We start from the raw sequence: 22,869 nt of genomic DNA, 5'->3' as shown, positions 1-22,869 counted from the left end.
TGCCATGCGGGATGTCAGGCATGCCCGCCCAGATAGGCATCCGCCAACTCATCATTGGCCGCGATCTCGGCCGCAGTGCCTTGCGCCACCACCCGTCCGCCTTCCACCACATAGGCCCGATCCGCCAAGGCCAGCGCCAGGCCGGCCATTTGGTCCACCAGCAAGATGGTCATGTTCTCGTCGCGCAGGCAATCCAGCGCGGCGAACAGTTCGACGATCACTCTAGGAGCCAGGCCCAGCGAGGGCTCGTCAAGCAGCAATACCCGCGGCCGGCTCATCAGCCCGCGCGCCACCGCCAGCATCTGCTGCTCGCCGCCCGACAACAGGCCGGCGCGCTGGTGCAGGCGCTCACGCAAGCGGGGAAACCGCTGCAGCATGCTTTCGACGCGCGCATCGCGATCGCGCGGGTCCAGAAAAGCCCCTAGACGGATGTTGTCCAGCACGGACAACTCGGGAAAGACCTGTCGGCCTTCCGGCACCAGAACCAGGCCCAGCCCCACGACGTGTTCCGCCGCGAGCCCTTCCAGTTGATGGCCATCGATGTGCATGGCGCCCGACTGGCTGCCGTGCAGGCCGGCCAGGGTGCGCATCAGCGTCGACTTGCCCGCCCCGTTGGCGCCCAGCAAGGCGACCATTTCCCCGCTACGCACTTGCAGGCTGATGCCGTGCAATACCGGCTCGGCGCCATAACCCGCCACCAGCTTGTCCACGCCCAGCAATTCCGCGCCTGGGGGGCGCGGCGCACGCGGCGCATCCGCATGAGTGTCGAGTGTCTCGCCCAGGTACGCCTGCTTTACCGCCGGGTCATTCTGTACCTCGGCCGGCGTGCCCCCGGCCAGCCGGCGGCCGGCATCCAGCACGACAAGCTGGTCCGAGACCGACATCACCAGTGCCATGTCGTGCTCGACCAGCACCACCCCCACACCCGCATCGGCGATACGGCGCAGCAAGCTGGCCAGCATGCTCTTGTCTTCACGCGACAGGCCGGCGGCCGGCTCGTCCAGCAAGACTACGTCGGGATCGGTAGCCAGGGCGCGGGCGATTTCCACCAGGCGGCGGTCGACGTGCGCCAGGCCAGCCGCATTGGCTTGCGGTGCGCCTTGATAGCCGCAGAATGCCAGCAGCGCCCGTGCCCGCTGGCGGGCCGCCGTACCGTGGAAATGCCGCGCGGCGAACAGTCCGCCCAGGCGGCCGCGGCGCATGGCCAAGACCACGTTGTCTTCCACGCTGAGCGAACCGAACAACTGCGAGGTCTGGTAAGTACGCGCCACGCCGTGGCGCGCGATACGAAAGGCCGGCAGGCCGCCCAGCGGCTGCGCGCCCAGCGTGACCTGGCCCGCCGAAGGCTGGTAGAACCCGCTAAGCATGTTCAACGCGGTGGTCTTGCCGGCGCCGTTCGGGCCGATCAGGCTGGTAACGGCACCTTCGGGCATTTGCATCGACAAGTCGCTGACGGCGTGCACACCTCCGAACGCAATGCCCAGCCTGTGCGCGGCCAGCGACGCACGGGCTCGGCGGGGCAAGGCAGCCTGATCGGCGCCAGCCGCCTCGGCCGCCAGGACAGGCGCCTTGATCTTGCCGCAGGCCTGGCGCCATAAACCCACCACGCCGTCCGGCGCTACCCAGAGCACCAGCAACAACAGGGCACCGAAGAACAGCAGCCGGTAATCTTCCAGCGAAGCCAGCATCTCGGGTAATACGCCCACAATCAAGGCGCCGATGACGGGCCCGGCCACCGTACCCGCGCCGCCCACGATCACGACCAGCACAAACAGGATCGACTGCATGAAGCCGAAGGTCTCGGCAGTGACGAAACCGGACAGCGCCGCAAACAGCCCGCCCGCCAGGCCTGCGGCCGCGGCCGACAAGGTGAACGCCATGGTCTTGATCACCAGTTGGTTCAAGCCGATGGATTGCGCGGCGGTCTCGCTGTCGTTGACGGCGCGCATGGCCGCGCCCCAGGCGCCGCGGGACAACAGTGCATAGCCGATCAGCAGCACCGCGGCAGTTGCCACCGCCAGCACCGTCACGGTCTGCTCGGGCCCCCAGGCCGCGCCCAACTGCGGCGGCAGAATACCCATGATGCCGCTCTGGCCACCCGTCAGGCCGTGCATCTCGACGATGGCGTGCTGCACGATGAAGCTGAAAGCGATCGTGATCATGGCCAGGTACGGGCCCTTGACCCGCAAGGCCGGCAGCGCCAACAACGTACCCAGGCCCGCGGCCAGCAGCGCCCCCATGCCCCAGGCCGGCCAGAAGCTCCAGCCCGCCTTGGTAGTAAGAATGGCCACCGTATAGGCGCCGATGGCATAGAAACCCACATGCCCGAAAGACACCTGGCCGGTCAGGCCCAGCAGAACGTTCAGGCCGATCCCCACGATCGCAATCAGCACGATATTGGCCAGCACGAAGACGTAGTAGCTGTTGAGCGTGAAGGCCAGCACCAGCGCCAGGGCCGCCACGGTCAGGCCCGCCATGAAAGACTTGAGATTCATACTTTCTTGACCTCTGCACGCCCGAACAGGCCATTGGGCCGCATCGCCAGCACGGCAATCACCAGGGCGAAAGTAATAATGTGGGTGTAGCCCGAACCCAGCGTGACCGTGACCAGCGCCTCGGCCATGCCGAAGATCAGGCCGGCGAACATCACGCCCCAGGCACTGGAAATGCCGCCCAGTATGGCAACGGCAAATGCCTTCAAGCCGAACAGCGTGCCCATGTCGGCATTCACGTTGAACAAGGGTGCGATCAAGATGCCCGCCACGCCAGCAAACAGCGTGGACACGGCAAAGGCGGCCGCGACCGCGCGCCTGATGGGAATTCCCATCAGGCGCGCCGCATCGCGGTTCTGCACCACCGCCAGCAGCGCCGTTCCCCAGCGCGTGCGGCGGGCCACCAGATGCAGCACGGCGGCCAAGGCAAAGCCCATCAACGGGATCACCAGCTGCAGCGGATACACACCCAGCCCCAGCCCCGCCATCTCGATCGGCGCCACCGCCAACGGCGAAGGCAGGCTGCGGGACTCTTTGCCGAACGTATGCATGACCACGTTGTCCAGCACGATGCCCAGCGCCACCGTGGACATCAGCCAGGCATTCGAGCCACGCGAGGCAAAAGGCCGCACGGCCAGGAATTCCACCAGCAGCCCATACAGCGCGCAGCACAGCAATGCCAGCACGATGGCCGGTGCCATGCCCCAGCCCAGGGTCTGGGCAAAAGTGAAGCACAGCACCGCCCCCAGCATCATGGAACTGCCCTGGGCAAAGTTCACCGTCCCCGAAACGGAATGAGTGATATGGAAACCCAGGGCCATCAGGCCATACATGCTGCCCAGGCCCAGGCCGCTGATCATCGCTGCCAACAATTGCATCGCACGCTCCCGTGGCCGCCTACTTCACCAGCCCGACCGGCAGGATGCGGTCATCGATGAACTGCGCCCAGACGTAGTCCTGCGCAGTGATGGCATCGTGCACGTCGGGCGAGTAAGGCTGCTTGTACTGCTTGATCAGCCCGTCGTAGGTGTCGATTTTGTAGAAGCCCTCGCGGATGGCATCGCCGTCGGTAGAGCCCGCCTTCTGGATAGCCAGCGCAGTCAGGTGCATGGCGTCATAGGCGTTGGCCACGCCCACGGCCGGCGTGATGTCTGCGGGACCCTTCACGTTGGAATACCTGGCTTTGAGCGCATCGATCACCTTTTCGCCGGTGGGCGATTGCTTGCCGAAGAAACTGTAGGTCTGCACGAAATGCACGTTCTTCGCATTGGGGCCGGCCAGCTCGGTAAAGCGGCCGCCCGCCGGCCCCCAGTGCGAAACCACGGGCACCTTCCATCCCATTCGGTCGAGCGACTTCACCACTTGCGCCGAAGGGCCGACGTTGCCGACCATGAACAGCGTATCGGCGCCCGCCGCTTTCAAGCGGCCGAGCTGCGGCACGACATCCACTTCGTTGCCGTCGAACTTTTCGCTGCCCACCGGCTTCATGCCTTTGGCGGCAAGGGCCGCCACCAGGCCTTTCTGGTTGGATTCCCCCCAGGGGTTGTTGACCATGATGAGCCCGAACTTCGAGGTGCCGAAGGCCTTCTGGGCATAGTCCACCATGCCCGCATCCACGATCTCGTCAACCGCCGATACGCGGAATACGTAATTGGGCCGGGAGCCATTCTTCGTGATGGGCGTACCGGCGGCCCAGGGGCCCATGAAGGGCATCTTGGCTTGGTTGACCAGCGGCACGACGGCCAGGGACACCGGGGTATCGAGCCCGCCGAAAATCACCGCCACTTTTTCCTTGTAGATCAACTCGCGCGCGGCCACCACGCCCTTGGCGGGGCTGGCCTCGTCATCGCGCCGCACCAGTTCGAGCTGGCGTCCACCCAGCAATCCGCCCTGGGCATTGATTTCGTCGATGGCAACCTGCATGCCCCGGGTAATGGCCTCGCCCGCCAGGGCCGATTGCCCCGACAACGCGGTGATCAGGCCGATCTTGATGGGTTCGGCGGCCTGCGCGCCCGCCCCCAGGCCCACGCAGGCCAGGGCAAAAGCGGTGCAGGCAAAACTACGGCGAGAAAGACAAAACATGGAGTTCTCCCGAATTGGGGTTGTACGCAGCCAGGCAAGGCCCTGCCCCTCATCAAGCAAAACCCATGCCAGTCCGGAAATTTTTGTTGGCATGCTGGCATGTTGTTTGCTTGATCTTCCATAGATTTTTGTCGTCAATCAATCCCACATCATTGACGACAATTAATCGATTTCCCGGCGCCAGGCTCGGTGCGGATGTAGCGCGACGCTGCATTGCCCGCTACCAAGCGCCACGACGACCGCGCACCAAAACAGCGCAAAAATGGGAGAAAACCATGCATGACGCACCAGATCAGCACATTCCCGGGGATACGACCGACCCCGGCGCACTGGTCGACGCCTACCTGGTCACCTTGATGAAGCCCGATCCTGAAGGTGCGCGGCGCTACGTCAGCCCGCAATTGCGTATTCGCTTCACCGGCGGCCGCAAAATGCGCGACCCGGCCGAATGCTCCGCCTTCAACAAGGCACGCTATGCCTGGGTAAAGAAGCGCTTCGAATCGACTGACGTGGTGGCCGGCGCCAGCGCCGCGCACGCGGTCGTGTACAACCGCGGCACGTTATATGGCGCATGGCTGGATGGCACGCCCTTCGAAGGCAATCGTTATGTCGACCGTTATGTCGTGCGCGATGGCTTGATCGCCGAAATGGACGTCTGGAACGACAGCGCCGAATGGCTGCTGGTCAGGGCCGGAATGGCAACGCCATGACGCCCCCCATGGACACGCTGCCCGAGTTCGGCCTCCTGGCCGCGCATGGCCGTTTCGATTATTCGCCTATCCATCGCCGGCACGACTATCACTGGCCGCAGGGCGCGCGGCTGGCGGTCTACCTGGGATTCAACCTGGAACATTTCGCCTTTGGTAGCGGCCTGGGCGCGCGGCTGGGCGCGAGCTTTGCCGAGCCCGACATCCTGAACTACGCCTGGCGCGAGTACGGCAACCGTGTGGGCGCCTGGCGCTGCCTGGAACTCTTCGATGCCCTGTGCCTGCCGGCAGGCGTCATCGCCAATACTGCCATCCTGGACCACTGTCCCGATCTGATCGCGGCCTGCGTGGCACGCGGCGACGAACTGATCGCACACGGCCACACCAACGCCGAACACCAGGGCGCCTATCCCGAAGCCACCGAGCGCGCGCTGCTTGCGCATTGCGCCGGCCGCTTCGAAGACATGGCCGGCGTGCGGCCCACCGGTTGGCTCTCGCCCTGGATCGCCGAATCGCAGCTGACGCCCGACCTGTTGGCCGAGACGGGGTACCGCTACACGCTGAACTGGTGCCACGACGACCAGCCCACCCAATTGCGCACCCGCGGCGGCACACCCTTGTGGGCCATTCCCTACCCACAGGAAGTCAACGATATCCCGATGATCGTGGCGCGCCACATGGACGGCAAGGACTTTGCCCAGCTCATCATCGACAACTTCGACGAAATGCTCGAACAATCGCGCCGGCAGCCACTGGTAATGGGCATTGCGCTGCACCCCTATCTGGTGGGCCAGCCGTATCGACTGCGGCACTTGCGCCGCGCGCTGGCACACATTGCCGGCCACCGCGACAGCGGCCAAGTCTGGTTCACCACGCCGGGCGCCATTTGCGCCCACACCGACACACTCATCCAGGAAACCCGCGCATGACAGCCCTTCTATCTGCCCTGCCCTTCGAAGACACCGTCGGCGCCTGGGTTCCCCATGGGCGCTTCAGCCTGCCGCCCACCGGCAGCGGTCCCCTCGACGGCCTGAGCTTCGCAGCCAAAGACTTGTTCGACGTGGCGGGCCAGCGCACTGGCGCAGGCAATCCCACCTGGCTGGAATCCCATGCGCCGGCAGCCGCGCACAGCGCGCTCGTTGCCCAATTGCTGGCGGCCGGCGCATGCCTGCACGGCAAGACACTGACCGACGAACTGGCCTACAGCATCCAGGGCGAGAATGCACACTATGGCACGCCATGCAATACGCGCGCGCCCGATCGCGTGCCGGGGGGGTCGTCCAGCGGCTCGGCCGCCGCGGTGGCCGCCGGACTGGTGGACTTCGCGCTGGGCACCGACACAGGCGGGTCTACCCGCGTGCCGTCCAGTTACTGCGGGCTGTGGGGTCTGCGCACCACCCATGGCCGCCTCAGCGCCGCCGGGGTGGTGCCGCTGTCACCACAGTTCGACACCATGACCTGGCTGGCCGCGCGCGCCGACATCTTCGAGCGCGTGGGCCGTGCGCTGCTTTCGGCCGACGCCCCGGCATGGCGCGGCGCCGTCTTGCTGACCGATGCCTGCAGGCAGGCCGAACCCGCCTTCGGGCCGCTGGTCGACGCAGTCGGCAGTGCTCTGGAAAGCCATTTCGCCCTGCCCGTCGAGCCTGCGGCCACCTCGGACACAGACCTGGATATCTGGCGGCAGACCTATATCACCGTCTCGGCCCATGACGCCTGGCAAACGCACCAAGACTGGATCACGCGCGCGCGTCCGGCATTCGGCGCTGCCATCGCGGCGCGCTGGCAGGCCGCCGCTGGAATAAACGCCAGCACGGCCACTCACGCCGGCACCGTGCAGGCAGGGCTGCGCGCGCAGCTGCGTGATCTGCTGGGCGCGGACAGAGTCGGCATCCTGCCTTCGGCATCCAGCGCCGCCATATCCCGCAGCGCGGACCCGGCCACGGTAGATGCCATCCGCGCCAACACGTTCCGCATCACGTCGATCGCCGGCCTGGCCGGACTGCCTCAGGTCAACATCCCTTTCATCGGCGCCGACGGCCTGCCCGCGGGTGTATCGCTGCTGGGCCCGGCCGGCACGGATATGGCGCTTATCCAGCTTGCCGCCGCGGTTGGGCGGCATCTGGACGCCCTGGGAACCTCATCGTCCTGAACCCGTTGCCGCCAACGCGCGCCCGCGATTCCTGCCCACGCGCTGGTGGCACAATACACGGCATCAGGAACCGGTTCATCCTTAGCCACTTCCTCATGAAAAAAGCAGCAAATCCGACCGCCAGCAAAACCCCGTCCGCTGCAGCCGGCAGCGCGCGTCCCGTACGGGGACGGCCCAAAGTTCGTCCCGGCACGCTGGCCGTCTCGCCGGCGGGCGACATATCCGAAGATGCCGAGACCCGCATCTACCAGTCTGTCGTCAGCGGGGTCATGAGCCAGCGCTTGCGTCCCGGCACCAAGCTGCCCGAGGCCGCCTTGTGCGAACTGTTCGGCGTGGGCCGCAGCATCGTGCAAAAGGTCCTGCAGCGCCTGGCCCACGACCACGTCGTGGAATTGCGGCCCAATCGCGGCGCTATCGTGGCCATGCCTACGCGCGAAGAAATCGACAAGCTGTTCGAAGCCCGGCGCGCGCTGGAAGCCGCCATCCTGCCGCTGGTGGCCCAGTCGGCCAATCGGGCCGACTACGCCATGCTGCGCCGGCAACTGCGCGAAGAACACCGCGCCATGCACCGCGCGCCGCAAACCGAATGGGCCCGCCTGGCCAGCACCTTCCACCTGAAGCTGGGAGAGTTGTCGGGCAACCCCCTGCTGGCGCGCTACCTGATGGAAATCATTTCCCGCTGCTCATTGGTCGTGGCCATTTTTCAGCCGCCCGGCAACGCCGCCTGCGAACACGATGAACACGCCCGCGTGGTCGACTATCTAGAGCAGGGCCGCGTGGAGCAGGCCGTAGCCGAAATGGACCTGCATCTACGCGACCTGGAATCGCACATCCATCTGGTCGAAGCGCAGACCGAACTGAGCCTGGCCGATATGCTGGGGCTGGCCTGAGCCGGACGCGGGCATGCCCGAACCGGGCTCAAGCCAGCGTCCGGCAAGACTATCAGCGCGGCCGCTTGTCCACCACGCGGCGCGCCTTGCCCGTCAAGGTCCGTTCCACGAACCCGCAATCGGCCACCCGCACCCGGGCGGTCACGCCGATATACGACTTGACGGCATGCTGCAGTTGCTTGCCCAGCGCCTCGCGCTCGGCCTCGGCCAGGCTGGCGAACTCATCGCGCACCTCGGTCAGGATCTCCAAGTCGTCCAGGTGGCCGCTGCGCGTCAGCACCAGCTGGTAGTGCGGCGCCAGTTGGGCAATCTTCAGCACCTGTTCTTCCACCTGCGTGGGAAACAGGTTCACGCCGCGCACGATCAGCATGTCATCGCTGCGGCCGGTGATCTTGCCGATGCGGCGCATGCTGCGCGAGGTCGGCGCCAGCAGCCGGGTCAGGTCGCGGGTGCGATAGCGAACGATGGGCATCGCCTCTTTGGTCAGCGACGTGAACACCAGTTCGCCGGACTCGCCATCGGCCACCGGCAGGCCGGTTTCCGGATCGACGATCTCGGCGTAGAAATGGTCTTCCCAAACCACCGGGCCGTCTTTGGTTTCCACGCATTCGCTGGCCACGCCCGGCCCCATCACCTCGGACAGGCCGTAAATATCGACGGCGTCGATGGCCGCCTCGGTCTCGATGTCCTGGCGCATCTGCGCCGTCCAGGGTTCGGCGCCGAAAATGCCGATGCGCAGCGAGCTCTGGCGCGGGTCGATACCCTGGCGGCGCTGCTCTTCGACGATGTTGCAGAAGTACGAAGGCGTCACCATGATGATGTCCGGCCGGAAGTCGCTGATCAGCTGCACCTGTTTTTCCGTCTGGCCGCCCGACATCGGGATCACGGTGCACCCCAGGCGCTCGGCGCCGTAATGCGCGCCCAGCCCGCCGGTGAACAAACCGTAGCCGTACGCCACGTGCACGATATCGCCCGGCTTGCCGCCCGCCGCGCGTATCGAGCGTGCCACCAGGCTGGCCCAGTTGTCCAGGTCTTGCGCGGTGTAGCCCACCACGGTCGGCTTGCCCGTGGTGCCGCTGGATGCATGCACCCGCGCCACCTGCTCGCGCGGCACCGCGAACATGCCGAACGGATAGTTGTCGCGCAGGTCTTGCTTGGTGGTGAATGGAAACTTGGCGATATCGGACAGTTGCTTCAAGTCGTCCGGATGCACGCCGGCCGCATCGAACGCCTGCTTGTAGTGCGGCACATGCTGGTAAGCATGCGCCAGCGTCCACTTCAGGCGCTCGAGCTGCAGCGATTCGATTTCATCGCGGCTGGCATGTTCGATGGGATCCAGCCCGGGTTTGCTCACGGTATTGGACATGGGATCGGTCTCCTGGAATGCAATGCGGCGCAGCGCCGCTTATCTTATTGAGTCTGGCGGTATGGCGTAACCCGGGTCTTCACGCATCCGGCGACGCGCCGACGATCTGGCCCTTGATACGGTACGAGCGCCCGCGGAACAGCGCCAACTGCCGCCCATCCTGGTTGGTGACGATCACGTCGTAGACACCGGTGCGGCCTGCCAGCGAGCGCTCCTGCGCGATGGCAGTCAACACGTCGCCGGCGTAGCCCGGTGTCAGGAAATCGATGGTGCAGCCCGACGCCACGGTGCTGGCGTTGCGCGAGTTGCAGGCGAACGCGAACGCGCTGTCGGCCAGTGCAAAAAGGAAGCCGCCATGGCAGGTCTGGTGTCCGTTCAGCATGTCCGGACGCACCCGCATGGTCAGGCGCGCAAAGCCGGGGGCGATCTCGGCCACGTCCATGTCCAGGCCCTGCGTGGCGGCGTCGGCCGAATACATGGCGGCCCCCACGGCCTGGGCCAGTTCGTGCGGATCGTTCGGCACGTCTACAGAAGGCACATGCGCGGTCATCAACGCCCCTTGAATTGCGGTTCGCGCTTGCCCAGGAACGCGGCCACGCCTTCGGCGTAGTCGGCGCTGCGGCCCAGTTCGCGCATCAGGTCGCGTTCCAGGTCGAGCTGGGTGGCCAGGTCGTTGCGCAGGCTGGCTTGCAGGGCCTGCTTGGTGCCGGCCAGGCCGCGCGTCGGCGCGGTCGAAAAATGCGTGGCCAGCCTGTCCAGCGCGGCCTCGAATTCCTCATCGGGCACGCATTGCCAGATCAACCCCCAATCTTGCGCCTGGCGCGCGCTCAGCTTGTCGCCCAGCATGGCCAGCCCCATGGCGCGCGCACGGCCCACCAGCCGCGGCAACGCGAAAGTGCCGCCGGTATCGGGAATCAGGCCCAGGCGGCAGAACGACTGGATAAAGCTCGCCGATTCCTTGGCGATGACGATATCGCCCGCGAAGGCCAGGTTGGCGCCCGCTCCCGCCGCAACGCCATTGACCCCCACCACCACTGGCAGCGGCAGGGCGTTCAGGCGGCGCACCAGCGGCGCGTAAAACTTTTCCACGGTCTCGCCCAGGTCGGGCGGCGTGCCTGCGGCGGCCATCTGCCGTTCGCTCAGGTCTTGCCCGGCGCAGAAACCGCGGCCGGCGCCCGTCAGCACCAACACGCGCGCGCCGTCGCGCTCGATGCGGGTCAGGGCATCGGCCACCTCGCCATGCATGGCCGCCGTGAAACTGTTGAGCCTGTCGGGCCGGTTCAAGGTCAGGCGTGCGATACCGCCGGACAAATCAAACAAGATGCTTTGGTATGTCATGGCGTATCCCGTTCAGACATGGCGGCGCGTCTGCACGACGCGAAAGCGGTTGGACACGAAGGCCGAATCCGACAACGCCGAATTGGCGGCCGGGTTGGCGCCGGTGCCGTGGAAATCGCTGAAAGCGGCGGTCTGGTTCACGAACACCGCGCCAGTCAGGTTCAACGACAACGCCACTCCCGCCACTTCGGCCGCGTCCTGCACCTGGCCGGCCACGGCGTCATCGGTGCTGTAGGCCGCCAGCGACAAGGCCCCGTGGCGCATCACGCTATCGCGGGCCAGTTCGATGCTGTGGACGGTGGAATCGGTTGCCACCACGAAGGCGATGGGGCCGAACCATTCCTGCGCGATGGCCGGGTTGCCGGCCTCGGCACGCAGCAGCAAGGGCGTATGCACGCGCGCCCCCTCGAACTGCGGATGCGCCAGCGCCTGGCTGTCGGCCACCACTGGCAGCCCCAGGCCGCGCGCCTGTTCGATGCGCGCCGCGATGCCGTCGTTCTGGATGGCGCCGGTCAGTTCCACCGCCTTGGCCGGATCGGCGCACAATTTCTGCAGCGCCGTGCCCAGGGCCGCCGCCACCTCGTCGAAACTGGCGCGGCCCTCGGCGGTCTGGATACCGTCACGCGGCACGTAGATGTTCTGCGGCGCCGTGCACATCTGGCCCGAATACAGGGCCAGCGAGAACGCCAGGTTGCGCGCCATGCCTTTCAGGTCGTCGGTGGAATCGACGATGACCTGGTTCACGCCGGCTTTCTCGGTATATACCTGCGCCTGTCGCGCATGCTGTTCCAGCCAGTTGCCGTTGGCGCTGCTGCCCGTGAAGTCGATGATCCTGACGGCCGGGTCCTGCGCCAGTTGCTGCGCCGTGTCGTCGCCGGCCGCATGGGCGGCCAACTGCACCACGTCGGCATCCAGGCCGGCTTCGGCCAGCACTTCGCGCGCCACCTGCACGGTGATGGCCAGCGGCAGGATCGCGCCGGGATGCGGCTTGACGATCACCGTGTTGCCGGTAGCCAGGCTGGCGAACAGGCCCGGATAACCGTTCCAGGTGGGAAAGGTCGAGCAGCCGATCACCAGCGCAATGCCGCGCGGCACCACCGTGAAGCGCTTTTCCATCTTGATGGGATCGTTCTTGCCCTGCGGTTTTTCCCATAGCGCCACGCCCGGAATGCGCGCCATTTCCTGCCAGGCATAGGTCACGGCTTCGACGCCACGATCTTGCGCGTGCGGGCCGCCAGCCTGGAAGGCCATCATGAAACCCTGCCCCGTCGTGTGCTGGACGGCGTGGGCAATCTCGAAGCTGCGCTTGTTCAGGCGCGCCAGGATCTCCAGCGACACGCCGACCCAGGTGCGCGGGCCCGCGCGCCGCCATTGTTCCAGGGCGCGTCCGGCATTCTGCACCAGCGTGGCGGGCGGCACGCGCGGATACGTGATGTCCAGCGCGAAGCCGTAGGGCGATTGCTCACCGCCCACCGTCCCCTGGGCACCGGTCAATTCCAGCGGAAATGCCTTGCCGCGCTGGGCCTCGAAGGCCGCGCGGCCATCGTCGCCGGCCGTCTCGCCGTAATGGCGCGGGCTGGGCGATTCGGCGAAGGGGCTCCAATAGCCGCGCTCGGCCGCGGCCGCCTGTGCACGCTCGAGCAGGGGTTGGTGGCGTTCAAAAAAATCTTGTGACACGAAACGATCTCCGGAATGAATCAGGTTCTGGAATGAATGGCGGGCAGATCAGGTTTCCTGGTCGAAATCCAGCACCAGGCGGTCGCTGACCGGGAAACTCTGGCAACTGAGCACGAAACCGCGCGCCACTTCGTAGTCTTCCAACGCGAAGTTGGCGTCCATGTCGACCTCGCCCTCGATGACTTTGCAGCGGCACGTCGAACAGACGCCGCCCTTGCAGGAATAAGGCAGCTCTACGCCTTGCGCCAGCGCCGAGTCCAGCACGCTGTCTTTGTTCTTGTCGATGAAGAAACTGCGGCTGTGGCCGTCTTGCACCACGGTGACTTCGCACTGGCCCTTGCCCGGCGCAACCGGCGCATCGCGGCCGGTGCGCAAGGCACGCGGCCCGCGCGGCGCGCCGAACAACTCGAACTTGATGTGCGACTTCGGGATGCCGCGCTGCTGCAGATGCTGCACCACGCTCTCGATCATGGTCTGCGGCCCGCAGACGAAGGCATAGTCGATATCGTCCGGCTGCATCCAGGCCGACATGAGTTGATCGACTTTGTCGCCGTCCAGGCGGCCGTTGAACAGCTCGATGTCCTGGCTTTCGCGGCTCATGATGTAGACCAGCGAAAATCGCTCCATGTACTGGTTCTTCAAGTCTTCGATTTCTTCGCGGAACAGCACCGACGACGAGGCTCGATTGCCGAAGAACAGCGTGAAACGGCTGTGCGGCTCGGTCGACAGCGCCGTCTTCACCAGCGAGAACACCGGCGTGATGCCGCTGCCCACGGCAAAGGCCACGTAGTGGTGGCGGTGCGCAGGCGCGAAGTCCACCGTGAAATTGCCGGCCGGCGGCATCACTTCGAGCGTCTGGCCGGGCTGCAGCTGATGGTTGGCCCAGCTCGAGAACGCGCCTTCATCGACTTTCTTGATGGCCACGCGCAGCAGGCCGTCGCCGGGGGCCGAGCAAATCGAATACGAGCGGCGCAATTCCTCGCCGTCCAGTTCGGTGCGCAGCGTCAGGTACTGCCCGGGCCGGAACGCGAACTGCGCTTGCAGGTCTTGGGGCAAATCGAAGGTGACGACCACCGCGTCGCGCGTATTGCGCGCCACCGAGGCAACCTTCAGGGAATGGAACGAAGTCTGGCTCATGGCGCGAAGCTGCCCTGCTCAGTGTGTCTTGAAATAATCGAACGGCTCGCGGCAGGCGCTGCAGCGATACAAGGCCTTGCACGACGTCGAACCGAAGTTGCTGACCAGCCGGGTCTGCGCCGAACCACAATGCGGGCAAGCCACGACTGGCCCCGTCATGCGCCGGCTGATGCCCGATACGTCTATGGCGCGTTCGGCAGGCGCCGCGATGCCGTAGCCCTTCAGGGCCGCGCGCCCGCGTTGGCTCATCCAGTCGGTGGTCCAGGCCGGTGCCAGCCGGGTTTCGACGCGTACCGTCGCAATGCCGTGCCCGGCCAGCGTGCACTCGATGTCATGCGTGATCTCGCGCATGGCCGGGCAGCCCGAGTACGTGGGCGTGATGGTGACCACGCAGGTCTCGCCGTCCCAGGCCACGTCGCGCACCACGCCCAGGTCCACCACCGACAGCACGGGGATCTCGGGGTCGGGCACGCTTTCCAGCCACGTCATGACCTGGCTCGGCGATGTGGGTGCGGACGTGGCGTGGCTCACCACACGGCTCCTGGATAAGCGCGCGGCAGCGCCTGCATTTCGGCCAGCAGGTAGCTCAAGGCCTCGGTATGCCGCCCCTGCCGCCCGCCCGTGTACGCGGCATGGCCGGCATCGTCGGCATCGGGCATGGCCAGCGTGCCCTCGTCCAGCACTTCGCGCACGTGGGCCAGCCAGGGCTCGCGCAGCGCCGCCAGTTCACAGCCTATGCCGCGCGCGGCCAGGTCGCGGTCGACCGCGTCATCGGTGAACAGCTCGCCGGTATAGCGCCAGGCGCTATCGACGGCCTCTTGCATGCGCGCGTGGCTTTCCGGCGTGCCGTCGCCCAGGCGCACCACCAGGTCGGACGAGCGCCGCACGTGATAGGTGACTTCTTTCAGCGACTTGGCGGCGATCGCGGCCACGCGCTCATCCGTGGATTGCGCCAGGCGCTGCAGCAGGAAGTAGTGCCATACGTCAAAGAAAAACTGGCGCGCCAGCGTGTCGCCATAGTGGCCATTGGGCCGCTCGGCCAGGATCGCGTTGCGGAACTCATGTGCATGGCGTAGATAGGCCAGCGCGTCTTCGTCGCGCCCGGCGCCTTCGACCTCGCCGGCCAGGGTCAGCCACATGCGGGCCTGGCCCAGCAGGTCGAGCGCGGTATTGGTCAGCGCCAGGTCTTCTTCCAGCGCCGGCCCGTGACCACACCATTCCGACAGGCGCTGCGACAGCACCAGCGTGGTATCGCCCAGGCGCAACAGGTATTCGAAAAACGGCTTGTCCATGGCCATGCCTTACATGTGCTTGATTTCGTCGGGCATGGGAAAGAACGTGGGGTGCCGGTAAACCTTGTTATTGGCCGGGTCGAAGAACGGTTCTTTGTCGCCCGGGCTGCTGGCCACGATATCGGCGGCGCGCACCACCCAGATGCTCAGGCCTTCATTGCGCCGCGTGTAGACGTCGCGCGCATGGTTGATGGCCATCTCGGCATCGGTGGCATGCAGGCTGCCCACGTGCTTGTGCGCCAGGCCGTGCTGGCTGCGGATGAATACTTCCCACAGCGGCCATTCCTTGCTCATGATGCGTATCCTTCAGGGTTGGGCCGGCGGCCCAAAGAATAAAGACGGGCGCGGCTCAGGCTGCCTTGCGGCGTGCCTGCTTCTCGGCGTGGGCGGCCAGGCCGTCGCGCACCCAGGTACCGGCCTCATGGGCCTGCTTGCGGGCGGCCAGGCGTTCACGGTTGCAGGGCCCGTGGCCCTTGATCACCGCATAGAACTCGGTCCAGTCGATCTCGCCGAAGTCGTAGTGGCCACGCTCGGCGTTCCACTTCAGGTCGGGGTCGGGCACGGCCAGGCCCAGGTATTCGGCCTGCGGCACGGTCTGGTCCACCATTTTCTGGCGCAGCTCGTCATTGGAGAACAGCTTGATCTTCCAGGCCATCGACTGCGCGCTGTTCGGCGATTCGGAATCAGACGGGCCGAACATCATCAGCGCGGGCCACCACCAGCGATTCAGCGCGTCCTGGCACATGGCTTTTTGTTCGGGCGTGCCATGCCGGCACATCTGGATCAGCAGATCGTAGCCCTGGCGCTGGTGAAACGACTCTTCCTTGCAGACCCGCACCATGGCGCGCGCGTAGGGGCCGTACGAACAGCGGCACAGGGGGATCTGGTTGATGATGGCCGAGCCATCGACCAGCCAGCCGATCATGCCGATATCGGCCCAGCTCAGCGTCGGGTAGTTGAAGATGCTGGAATACTTGGCGCGGCCGGTGTGCAGCTCGTCGACCAGTTCATCGCGCGACACGCCCAGGGTTTCGGCGGCGCTATACAGGTACAGGCCGTGCCCGGCCTCGTCTTGCACCTTGGCCAGCAAAATCGCCTTGCGCTTGAGCGACGGCGCGCGGGTGATCCAGTTGCCTTCGGGCAGCATGCCGACGATCTCGGAATGGGCGTGCTGCGAGATCTGGCGGATGAGGGTCTTGCGATAAGCCTCGGGCATCCAGTCCTGGGGCTCGATGCGCACGCCTTCGTCGATGCGGCGCTGGAACGCCTGTTCCGGGCCGGTAAGCTGGTCGACGCCTCGGACCTGCTTGACGCCGGTTTCAACAAGCTGTGCGTACATGTTCGTCTCCTGTCGGTCGCGCCCCGCCAGCGATGGCGCGCGCGCCGGCCATTCGTCAGGCCAGGCATGAGACGATTATTTAATACACAAATTTAATTGTCAAACCTATTTTTGTATCACATTGGATATGTGTATCATGTTGATCATCGTCATATAGCCCTGGATCCCATGGCAAATCCCCCCTCTCCTGTCGGCCGCTATATCGCCCGCCTGCTCAAGGACGATCCGCCGCGCGCCAAGTCGCTATGCGTCAGCCTGCTGGGGGATGCGCTGGCCTGCCATGGCGGCGCCATCTGGCTGGGGGGCATCATCGAATTGCTGGAACCGCTGGGCATCAACGAACGGCTGCTGCGCACCAGCGTCTTCCGGCTGGTGGCCCAGGGCTGGCTGCAGGCCGAACGGCACGGACGACGCAGCCTGTACCAGTTGTCTGACCAGGGCCGCCGCCATACCGCGCATGCCTCGCAGCGCATCTACGAGGGCCCGGCGGCCGACTGGAACGGCGAATGGACACTGGTGGCCCTGCCGCGCCTGGGCAACAACGGCCTGGCCGAGCGCACCGAACTGCGTCGCGAGCTGGCCTGGGAAGGCTTCGGCATGATCGCGCCAGGCCTGTTCGCGCACCCGCAGGCCGATGCACACACCGCCCACGCCATCCTGGAAAAACTGGGCATTCCCGACAAGGCCCTGGTGCTGTCGGGGCGCGACCTGGCCGGTGCCGGCGGCCTGCCCATCGCCAGCCTGGCGCCGCAATGCTGGAACCTGGATACGCTGGCGGCGCAATACCGCCATTTCTCGCGCCAGTTCGGGCCGCTGGAAAAACTGCTGGACGAACCGCTCGACCCCGCCGATGCCTTCGCCGGCCGCATGCTCTTGCTGCACACCTGGCGCCGCATCGTGCTGCACGACCCGCAACTGCCGATGCCGATGCTGCCCGAGCGCTGGCCGGGCCATGCCGCCCGCGCGCTGTGCGGGCAGGTCTACTGGAAATTGTTCGACGCGTCCGAACGGCACCTGGATGCGGTAGCGGGGCGCGACAACGCGCGCTACACGGCGCTGTCTTCCGAGGCCTATACCCGCTTCGGCGGCCGCCTGGCGGCATAGCGTATCCGCCCCCGGGTAGCACCGAGCCACGCCTAGGACGGTGCGATCGCCACGCCCAAGGTATTCGCATGCAGTTCGCCGGCGGCCTCGCGCCCCGCGCCGGGCATGTGCAGGCCGCGCGCCGTGCCGATGAAAGACAGCGTCCAGCGGGCGCGCAACGCGCGCCCCAGCACCCGGCCGCTGTCGGCTTCCACGCCGCTGGGCACGTCCAGCGCCAGCACGGGCTTGCCCCATGTATTGACGGCGTCGACCAACGCCTGCCAGGCCGGGCCCAGCGGCCGGTTCAGTCCGATGCCGAACAGGCCGTCGATGATGACTTCGGGCGGCGGGTCGGCTACCAGGGTGGTTTGCTCCATCCCGCCCTGCGCGCGCCAGGCGGCATAAGCCCGGGCCGCATCGGCGGGCAGCCCCTGCGGGCCGCGCGGCATCACCGCGCGCACCGCGTAGCCGGCGGCAAGCAGTTGCGCAGACGCCACCAGTGCATCGCCACCGTTGTTGCCCGGCCCCACCAGGGCCAGCACGGCGCTGCCGGCGGGAAAGCGCGCGGCAATGAAATCAGCCGCCGCCGCGCCGGCCAGTGGCATCAGGGCACGGCCCAGCGCCAGCGCCTGCTGCTCGGCACGGCGGATCTGGGCAACGGAATAGGCGGGCATGGCTGGCTGGCCCGCAAGCACCTAGGCCTTCAGGAAATGCTCGCGGTAGTACTTCAGTTCGTCGATGGACTCGTAGATGTCGGCCAGCGCCTCGTGCTTGCTTTTTTTCTCGAACCCTTTGTAGACCGCGGGCGCCCAGCGGCGCGCCAGTTCTTTCAAGGTACTGACGTCCAGGTTGCGATAATGGAAGAAGCGCTCGAGGTTGGGCATGTAGGCATACATGAAACGGCGGTCTTGGCTGATGGTGTTGCCGCACAGCGGCGACTTGCCCGCCGGCACGTGCTGCGCCAGGAAATCCAGCAGCGTCTGCTCGGCCTGTGCCTCGGTCAGCGTGGATGCCTTCACCTTGTCGATCAAGCCGCTCTTGCCGTGGGTGGACTTGTTCCAGTTGTCCATGGCATCGAGCAGGCTGTCGGATTGGTGCACGACCAGCACCGGTCCCTCGGCCACCAGGGTCAGGTCGGGTTCGGTCACCACCACCGCCACTTCGATGATGCGCTCTTTGGTGGGATCGAGCCCGGTCATCTCCATATCGAGCCAGACCAGTCGATTTTCGTTCGCAGCCATATAATTTGCCTTTAAAACACCGCATTTTCTCATACGCTTCCCATTCCGTGCCGCTAACCTTCCTGACCCTGCTGTTCGTTTCCTTCCTGCTGGCCGACATCTGCGTGCGGCTGTGGCTTGCCTCGCGCCAGATCCGCCATGTGGCCCGCCACCGTGACCAGGTACCCCCCGAGTTCGCCCCGCGCATCGGCCTGACCAGCCATCAGCGCGCAGCCGACTACACCGTGGCCCGCGTGCGGCTGGGCATGCTCGAGCGCGTCTACGACGCCGTATTGCTGGTGGCGCTGACCTTGCTGGGCGGCCTGCAGGCCATCGATCTGCTGGTGGCGCAAGTCACCTCGCACGACCTGCTGCGGCAACTATTGCTGCTGGGCAGCGTGGCGCTGCTGCTGGGCCTGCTGGGATTGCCCTTCACGCTGTACCGGCAGTTCAAGCTAGAGGCGCGCTTCGGCTTCAATCGCATGACTCCGGCCTTGTTCACGGCCGACCTGGCCAAGGGCCTCTTGATCGCCCTGGTGCTGGGCACGCCGCTGGCTGCCGCCATCCTGTGGCTGATGGCCGAGGCCGGCAGCCTGTGGTGGGTCTGGGCATGGGGCCTCTGGACCGCCTTCAACTTGTTGCTGCTGTTCATCTACCCCAGCTTCATCGCGCCGATCTTCAACAAATTCACCCCCTTGTCCGACCCCGAATTGGCGGGCCGCATCAAGCAACTGGCCCAACGCTGCGGCTTTGCGCTCAGCGGGCTGTTCGTCATGGACGGCTCGCGCCGTTCGGCCCATGGCAACGCCTATTTCACCGGCTTCGGCAAATCGCGCCGCATCGTGTTCTTCGACACCCTGCTGGCGCGCCTGAACGCCGACGAAATCGAGGCCGTGCTGGCGCACGAACTGGGCCATTTCGCCAAGCGCCACATCATCAAGCGCATTGTGCTGAGCTTCGGCGCCGCCCTGCTGTTCTTTGCCGTGCTGGGCTGGCTGGCCCAGCAGCCTTGGTTCTACGAAGGCCTGGGCGTGCTGCCGCGCCTGGATGGCCGCAACGACGCCATGGCGCTGCTGCTGTTCTTCCTGGCCATTCCCGTGTTCACGTTCATGCTGACGCCGTTGGCCAGCTGGTATTCGCGCCGCGATGAATTCGAGGCCGACCGCTACGCCGCCACGCAAAGCGCACCCGACAGGCTGGTCTCGGCCCTGGTCAAACTGTACGATGACAACGCCGCCACCCTGACACCCGATCCCGTGCACTCCGCCTTCTACGACAGCCACCCCCCCGCCGCCGTGCGTATCCGCCACCTGACGCAGGGGACATGAGCTCGCCGGGCCGCCCCAAGGGCGAATACCGGAGTGCGGAGCACGAAGGCGCACGAACAAGCTCGCCGGGCCGCCCCAAGGGCGAATACCGGAGTGCGAAGCACGAAGGCGCACCGTTGAGTTCCGCTGCCGCCCCGCACCTGGAAGGCCGCATCATTGCGGCACACGGCCGCCACTACGTGGTGGAATTCCCCGATGGATCCGTGCGCCATTGTTTTCCGCGCGGCAAGAAAGCGGGGGCCGCCGTGGGCGACCGGGTCCGCATCGCGCCGCAGGGCCGCGACGAGGGCGCCATCGAGGCTATCCTGCCGCGCCGCAACCTGCTGTTTCGCTCCGACGAAACGCGCGCCAAGCAGTTTGCCGCCAATGTCGACCAGTTGCTGATCGTGGTGGCGGTCGAACCCACGTTCTCCGACGACCTGGCCGGGCGCGCCCTGGCTGGCGCCTGGAGCGCCGACATCGAGCCCCTGATCATCCTGAACAAGGTCGACCTGCCGGCAGGTCTGGACGAAGCGCGCGCGCGGCTGGCGTCGGTGCAAGCCCTGGGTGTGCCGGTAATCGAGCTCAGCGCGCACGACGCCGCCGCCGTGCGCGAACGGCTGGCGCCCCGGCTGGCGGGCCGCACCACCTTGCTGCTGGGCCAAAGCGGCATGGGCAAATCGACCTTGCTCAATGCCCTGGTGCCCGACGCCGATGCCCCCACGCGCGAGCATTCCACCGCGCTGGACATGGGCCGGCACACCACCACCACCACGCGGCTATACCACCTGCCAGTCCCCGGCGGCGACCTGATCGATTCACCGGGGTTCCAGGCATTCGGCCTGCAGCATTTGTCCGGCGACGACATCCTGCGTGGCTTTCCGGAATTTGCGCCGCATATCGAGCATTGTCGTTTCTACAACTGTACGCATCGCCGCGAACCCGACTGCGGCGTGGTGGCGGCGCTGCAGGCCGGCACCATCGATGCCGGCCGCTACGCCCTGTATCGCCGCATCCTGGAAGAAAGCGAAGCCGCGCAGCAGCGCTACTGACGCCTGGTCAGGCCTGGTCCGCGTTCGCGGCCAGCCTGTGGCGCACCAGGTGGTACAGGTTGCGCAGCATTCCCGCCGTGGCGCCCCAGATGAAATGGCCCTGCCAGGGCATGGCGTAGTACTGCCGTTCGCGCCCGTCGGGCAACGGGGCGCGGTACAGGCGATGATTGGCCGGATCCATCAGGAAAGCCAGCGGCACCTCGAAGACTTCGGCCACCTCGAACGAATCGGGCACCAGCGTGAACCCGGGCCGCACCAGCGACAGCACCGGGGTAATGGAAAATCCCGTGGATGTCAGGTAGGCCGGCATGCTGCCCAGTACATCCACATAGTCGATCGGCAAGCCTGTTTCTTCTTCGGCTTCGCGCAGCGCGGCATCCACCGGCGTGGCGTCGGTGGTTTCCAGGCGTCCGCCCGGAAAGCTGATCTGCCCGGCATGGTCATGCAGATGCGCGGCGCGCTGGGTCAGCATGACACGCACGCCGCTGGCATGCGCCACCAACGGGATCAGCACGGCAGCCAGCACCGGCGCGCCCTCGCGGCCAGGATGGCGATATTCGGTGGAACCCAGTGGATCTTGCGGCCAGGGGCCGGGCTGGCTAAGCGCGCCGCGCAACAACTCGGGCAACAGCCGGTCGGGCGGCACGGGGGCCAGGGCGGCATCGGCAGGCTGCCAAGCCTGGGCGGCGGGGTCGAACGATGGCGCGGCGGGGGGCCGGCGAGGACGAGACGTAGGGTCAGGCATACCTGCTGCAGACATGAAAAAGGCACCTTTGCAGGTGCCTTTTTAACCCGGAATGCCGGCAAGCGCGGTAATGTCCAGCCATGGCCGGCACCGCGCCCGGGACGATCAAGCCGATTTGGGTTGCTTGATGACCAGCTTTTCCTTGATGCGAGCCGACTTGCCCGAGCGGTAGCGCAGGTAGTACAGCTTGGCACGGCGCACGTCGCCGCGGCGCTTGACTTCGATGCTGGCAATTTGCGGCGAGTACAGTTGGAACGTACGCTCGACCGCTTCGCCCGACGAGATCTTGCGAACGATGAACGACGAGTTCAGGCCGCGGTTACGCTTGGCAATGACAACGCCTTCGTAGGCCTGCACGCGCTTGCGGGTACCTTCCACGACATTGACGCTGACCACCACGGTATCGCCGGGGGCGAATTCGGGTACAGCCTTGTCGCCGGTCAGGCGCTTGATTTCTTCCTGTTCCAGGATAGCGATGAGGTTCATATGAACTCCGAGATCATCGTGCGTTGCGTTGGTTTTTACGCTGGGCTGCGGGCCGTGTAGCCGTGGGGTAGATACGGGCCTGCCGCCTTTTGCTGTACGCAAGCAGAGGATGGTTTGGTAAACCCGGTATTCTACATCAAAAACAAGGGGGGTTCAGGGCTCTTGTTGTTTGCTGGCTCTGGGTTGTGTGCTTTAGCCGCCTTGTCGTCCTGGGGGTGGGGTCGGGCGAAGCCCGTCGGGCTCGGGCGCATACGGGCGCCCTCGGCCTGCTGCGCAGGCTGCCCCGCCGGTCAACTCGCCCGACCCCACCCCCAGGACGCCAAGGCTGCATAGGTTCGCAATGCAGAAGGCACTTTGGGCGACGCCATGGTTGTGTTCGACGGTTCCAATTGACACCGACGCAGCCCCGCGCCGCGCGGGACGGGCAAGGACAAAACAACCACTGAAAAACAACACCGACCCCAATTAAGAGTACCCTTTAGGGCTGCCGTACCCGTCACAAACCCG

Annotated in this window: 23 protein-coding genes; 7 read left to right on the top strand and 16 right to left on the bottom strand. The window is 65.9% G+C overall.

Annotated elements, in window-relative coordinates:
* Positions 1–14: 14 nt before the first annotated feature.
* The 3 genes from KW845_RS04945 to KW845_RS04935 are packed head-to-tail and all read right to left on the bottom strand — an operon-like array spanning position 15 to position 4,574.
* The gene (locus tag KW845_RS04945; protein ID WP_218368036.1) at positions 15–2,495 is read right to left on the bottom strand and encodes a branched-chain amino acid ABC transporter ATP-binding protein/permease; all 2,481 of its coding nucleotides are present in this window, start codon (positions 2,493–2,495) and stop codon (positions 15–17) included.
* A complete protein-coding gene (locus KW845_RS04940; protein ID WP_218368035.1) occupies positions 2,492–3,370 on the bottom strand; it encodes a branched-chain amino acid ABC transporter permease in 879 nt (292 codons plus the stop codon). The genes KW845_RS04945 and KW845_RS04940 overlap by 4 nt, the downstream gene beginning before the upstream one ends.
* A gap of 19 nt (positions 3,371–3,389) precedes the next feature.
* A complete protein-coding gene (locus KW845_RS04935; RefSeq protein WP_218368034.1) occupies positions 3,390–4,574 on the bottom strand; it encodes an ABC transporter substrate-binding protein in 1,185 nt (394 codons plus the stop codon).
* A gap of 275 nt (positions 4,575–4,849) precedes the next feature.
* On the opposite strand from KW845_RS04935, the gene KW845_RS04930 reads away from it, so the two are divergent.
* The 4 genes from KW845_RS04930 to KW845_RS04915 all read left to right on the top strand — a co-directional run bounded on the left by KW845_RS04930 (position 4,850) and on the right by KW845_RS04915 (position 8,320).
* Positions 4,850–5,284: a nuclear transport factor 2 family protein gene (locus KW845_RS04930; protein ID WP_218368033.1), complete on the top strand. Its 435-nt coding sequence runs from the start codon at positions 4,850–4,852 to the stop codon at positions 5,282–5,284.
* Complete coding sequence (locus tag KW845_RS04925; protein ID WP_255592381.1) at positions 5,281–6,210, top strand: polysaccharide deacetylase family protein; 930 nt, start codon at positions 5,281–5,283, stop codon at positions 6,208–6,210. Before KW845_RS04930 ends, KW845_RS04925 begins: the two co-directional genes overlap by 4 nt.
* Positions 6,207–7,430: an amidase gene (locus tag KW845_RS04920; protein ID WP_218368032.1), complete on the top strand. Its 1,224-nt coding sequence runs from the start codon at positions 6,207–6,209 to the stop codon at positions 7,428–7,430. The genes KW845_RS04925 and KW845_RS04920 overlap by 4 nt, the downstream gene beginning before the upstream one ends.
* Before the next feature lie 95 nt (positions 7,431–7,525).
* Entirely contained in the window at positions 7,526–8,320 is a 795-nt protein-coding gene (locus KW845_RS04915; protein ID WP_218368031.1) for a GntR family transcriptional regulator, read from the top strand.
* A gap of 52 nt (positions 8,321–8,372) precedes the next feature.
* Here the strand turns inward: KW845_RS04915 and paaK are convergent, their stop codons facing one another.
* From paaK to paaA, 9 genes are all read right to left on the bottom strand, one after another.
* Complete coding sequence (gene paaK / locus KW845_RS04910) at positions 8,373–9,686, bottom strand: phenylacetate--CoA ligase PaaK (RefSeq protein WP_218368030.1); 1,314 nt, start codon at positions 9,684–9,686, stop codon at positions 8,373–8,375.
* A gap of 79 nt (positions 9,687–9,765) precedes the next feature.
* Positions 9,766–10,236 carry a hydroxyphenylacetyl-CoA thioesterase PaaI gene (paaI, locus tag KW845_RS04905; RefSeq protein ID WP_218368029.1) on the bottom strand — a complete coding sequence of 157 codons (471 nt, stop codon included), beginning with the start codon at positions 10,234–10,236 and terminating at the stop codon, positions 9,766–9,768.
* Entirely contained in the window at positions 10,236–11,024 is a 789-nt protein-coding gene (gene paaG, locus KW845_RS04900; RefSeq protein ID WP_218368028.1) for a 2-(1,2-epoxy-1,2-dihydrophenyl)acetyl-CoA isomerase PaaG, read from the bottom strand. The genes paaI and paaG overlap by 1 nt, the downstream gene beginning before the upstream one ends.
* A 12-nt stretch (positions 11,025–11,036) precedes the next feature.
* A complete protein-coding gene (paaN, locus tag KW845_RS04895; RefSeq protein ID WP_218368027.1) occupies positions 11,037–12,701 on the bottom strand; it encodes a phenylacetic acid degradation protein PaaN in 1,665 nt (554 codons plus the stop codon).
* Between the two features lie 48 nt (positions 12,702–12,749).
* Positions 12,750–13,838, bottom strand: coding sequence for a 1,2-phenylacetyl-CoA epoxidase subunit PaaE (gene paaE / locus KW845_RS04890; protein WP_218368026.1), 1,089 nt, complete (start codon positions 13,836–13,838; stop codon positions 12,750–12,752).
* An 18-nt stretch (positions 13,839–13,856) separates the two neighbouring features.
* Positions 13,857–14,327 (bottom strand): 1,2-phenylacetyl-CoA epoxidase subunit PaaD, encoded by a 471-nt coding sequence (gene paaD / locus KW845_RS04885; RefSeq protein ID WP_218368025.1) that lies wholly within the window; start codon positions 14,325–14,327, stop codon positions 13,857–13,859.
* Positions 14,328–14,365: 38 nt separating this feature from the next.
* Positions 14,366–15,130 (bottom strand): 1,2-phenylacetyl-CoA epoxidase subunit PaaC, encoded by a 765-nt coding sequence (gene paaC / locus KW845_RS04880; RefSeq protein WP_218368024.1) that lies wholly within the window; start codon positions 15,128–15,130, stop codon positions 14,366–14,368.
* 9 nt (positions 15,131–15,139) lie between these two features.
* Positions 15,140–15,424: a 1,2-phenylacetyl-CoA epoxidase subunit PaaB gene (paaB, locus tag KW845_RS04875; protein ID WP_218368023.1), complete on the bottom strand. Its 285-nt coding sequence runs from the start codon at positions 15,422–15,424 to the stop codon at positions 15,140–15,142.
* A 55-nt stretch (positions 15,425–15,479) separates the two neighbouring features.
* Positions 15,480–16,469, bottom strand: a complete 990-nt coding sequence (gene paaA, locus KW845_RS04870; protein WP_218368022.1) for a 1,2-phenylacetyl-CoA epoxidase subunit PaaA — start codon at positions 16,467–16,469, stop codon at positions 15,480–15,482.
* A gap of 168 nt (positions 16,470–16,637) precedes the next feature.
* On the opposite strand from paaA, the gene paaX reads away from it, so the two are divergent.
* Positions 16,638–17,573 carry a phenylacetic acid degradation operon negative regulatory protein PaaX gene (gene paaX, locus KW845_RS04865; protein WP_218368021.1) on the top strand — a complete coding sequence of 312 codons (936 nt, stop codon included), beginning with the start codon at positions 16,638–16,640 and terminating at the stop codon, positions 17,571–17,573.
* Between the two features lie 32 nt (positions 17,574–17,605).
* On the opposite strand, the gene KW845_RS04860 is transcribed toward paaX, so the two are convergent.
* On the bottom strand, positions 17,606–18,226 hold the full coding sequence (locus tag KW845_RS04860) for an NAD(P)H-hydrate epimerase (protein WP_218368020.1): 621 nt from the start codon (positions 18,224–18,226) through the stop codon (positions 17,606–17,608).
* A 21-nt stretch (positions 18,227–18,247) separates the two neighbouring features.
* Entirely contained in the window at positions 18,248–18,793 is a 546-nt protein-coding gene (gene orn / locus KW845_RS04855; RefSeq protein ID WP_218368019.1) for an oligoribonuclease, read from the bottom strand.
* Between the two features lie 47 nt (positions 18,794–18,840).
* On the opposite strand from orn, the gene KW845_RS04850 reads away from it, so the two are divergent.
* Positions 18,841–20,100: a M48 family metallopeptidase gene (locus tag KW845_RS04850; protein WP_218368018.1), complete on the top strand. Its 1,260-nt coding sequence runs from the start codon at positions 18,841–18,843 to the stop codon at positions 20,098–20,100.
* A complete protein-coding gene (gene rsgA, locus KW845_RS04845) occupies positions 20,097–21,131 on the top strand; it encodes a ribosome small subunit-dependent GTPase A (RefSeq protein WP_255592380.1) in 1,035 nt (344 codons plus the stop codon). Before KW845_RS04850 ends, rsgA begins: the two co-directional genes overlap by 4 nt.
* Before the next feature lie 7 nt (positions 21,132–21,138).
* Here rsgA and KW845_RS04840 read toward each other — a convergent pair whose 3' ends face one another.
* Positions 21,139–21,876, bottom strand: a complete 738-nt coding sequence (locus tag KW845_RS04840) for a CoA pyrophosphatase (protein ID WP_218368017.1) — start codon at positions 21,874–21,876, stop codon at positions 21,139–21,141.
* A gap of 105 nt (positions 21,877–21,981) precedes the next feature.
* Positions 21,982–22,362 (bottom strand): 50S ribosomal protein L19, encoded by a 381-nt coding sequence (rplS, locus tag KW845_RS04835; protein ID WP_218368016.1) that lies wholly within the window; start codon positions 22,360–22,362, stop codon positions 21,982–21,984.
* Positions 22,363–22,869: the final 507 nt, after the last annotated feature.

The sequence above is a fragment of the Bordetella sp. BOR01 genome, assembly GCF_019218885.1.
In the GTDB taxonomy this organism is placed as follows: Bacteria; Pseudomonadota; Gammaproteobacteria; order Burkholderiales; family Burkholderiaceae_B; genus Bordetella_A.
The sequence above is the reverse complement of the archived record's forward strand: the minus strand, read 5'-3'. Positions and strand labels throughout refer to the sequence as shown.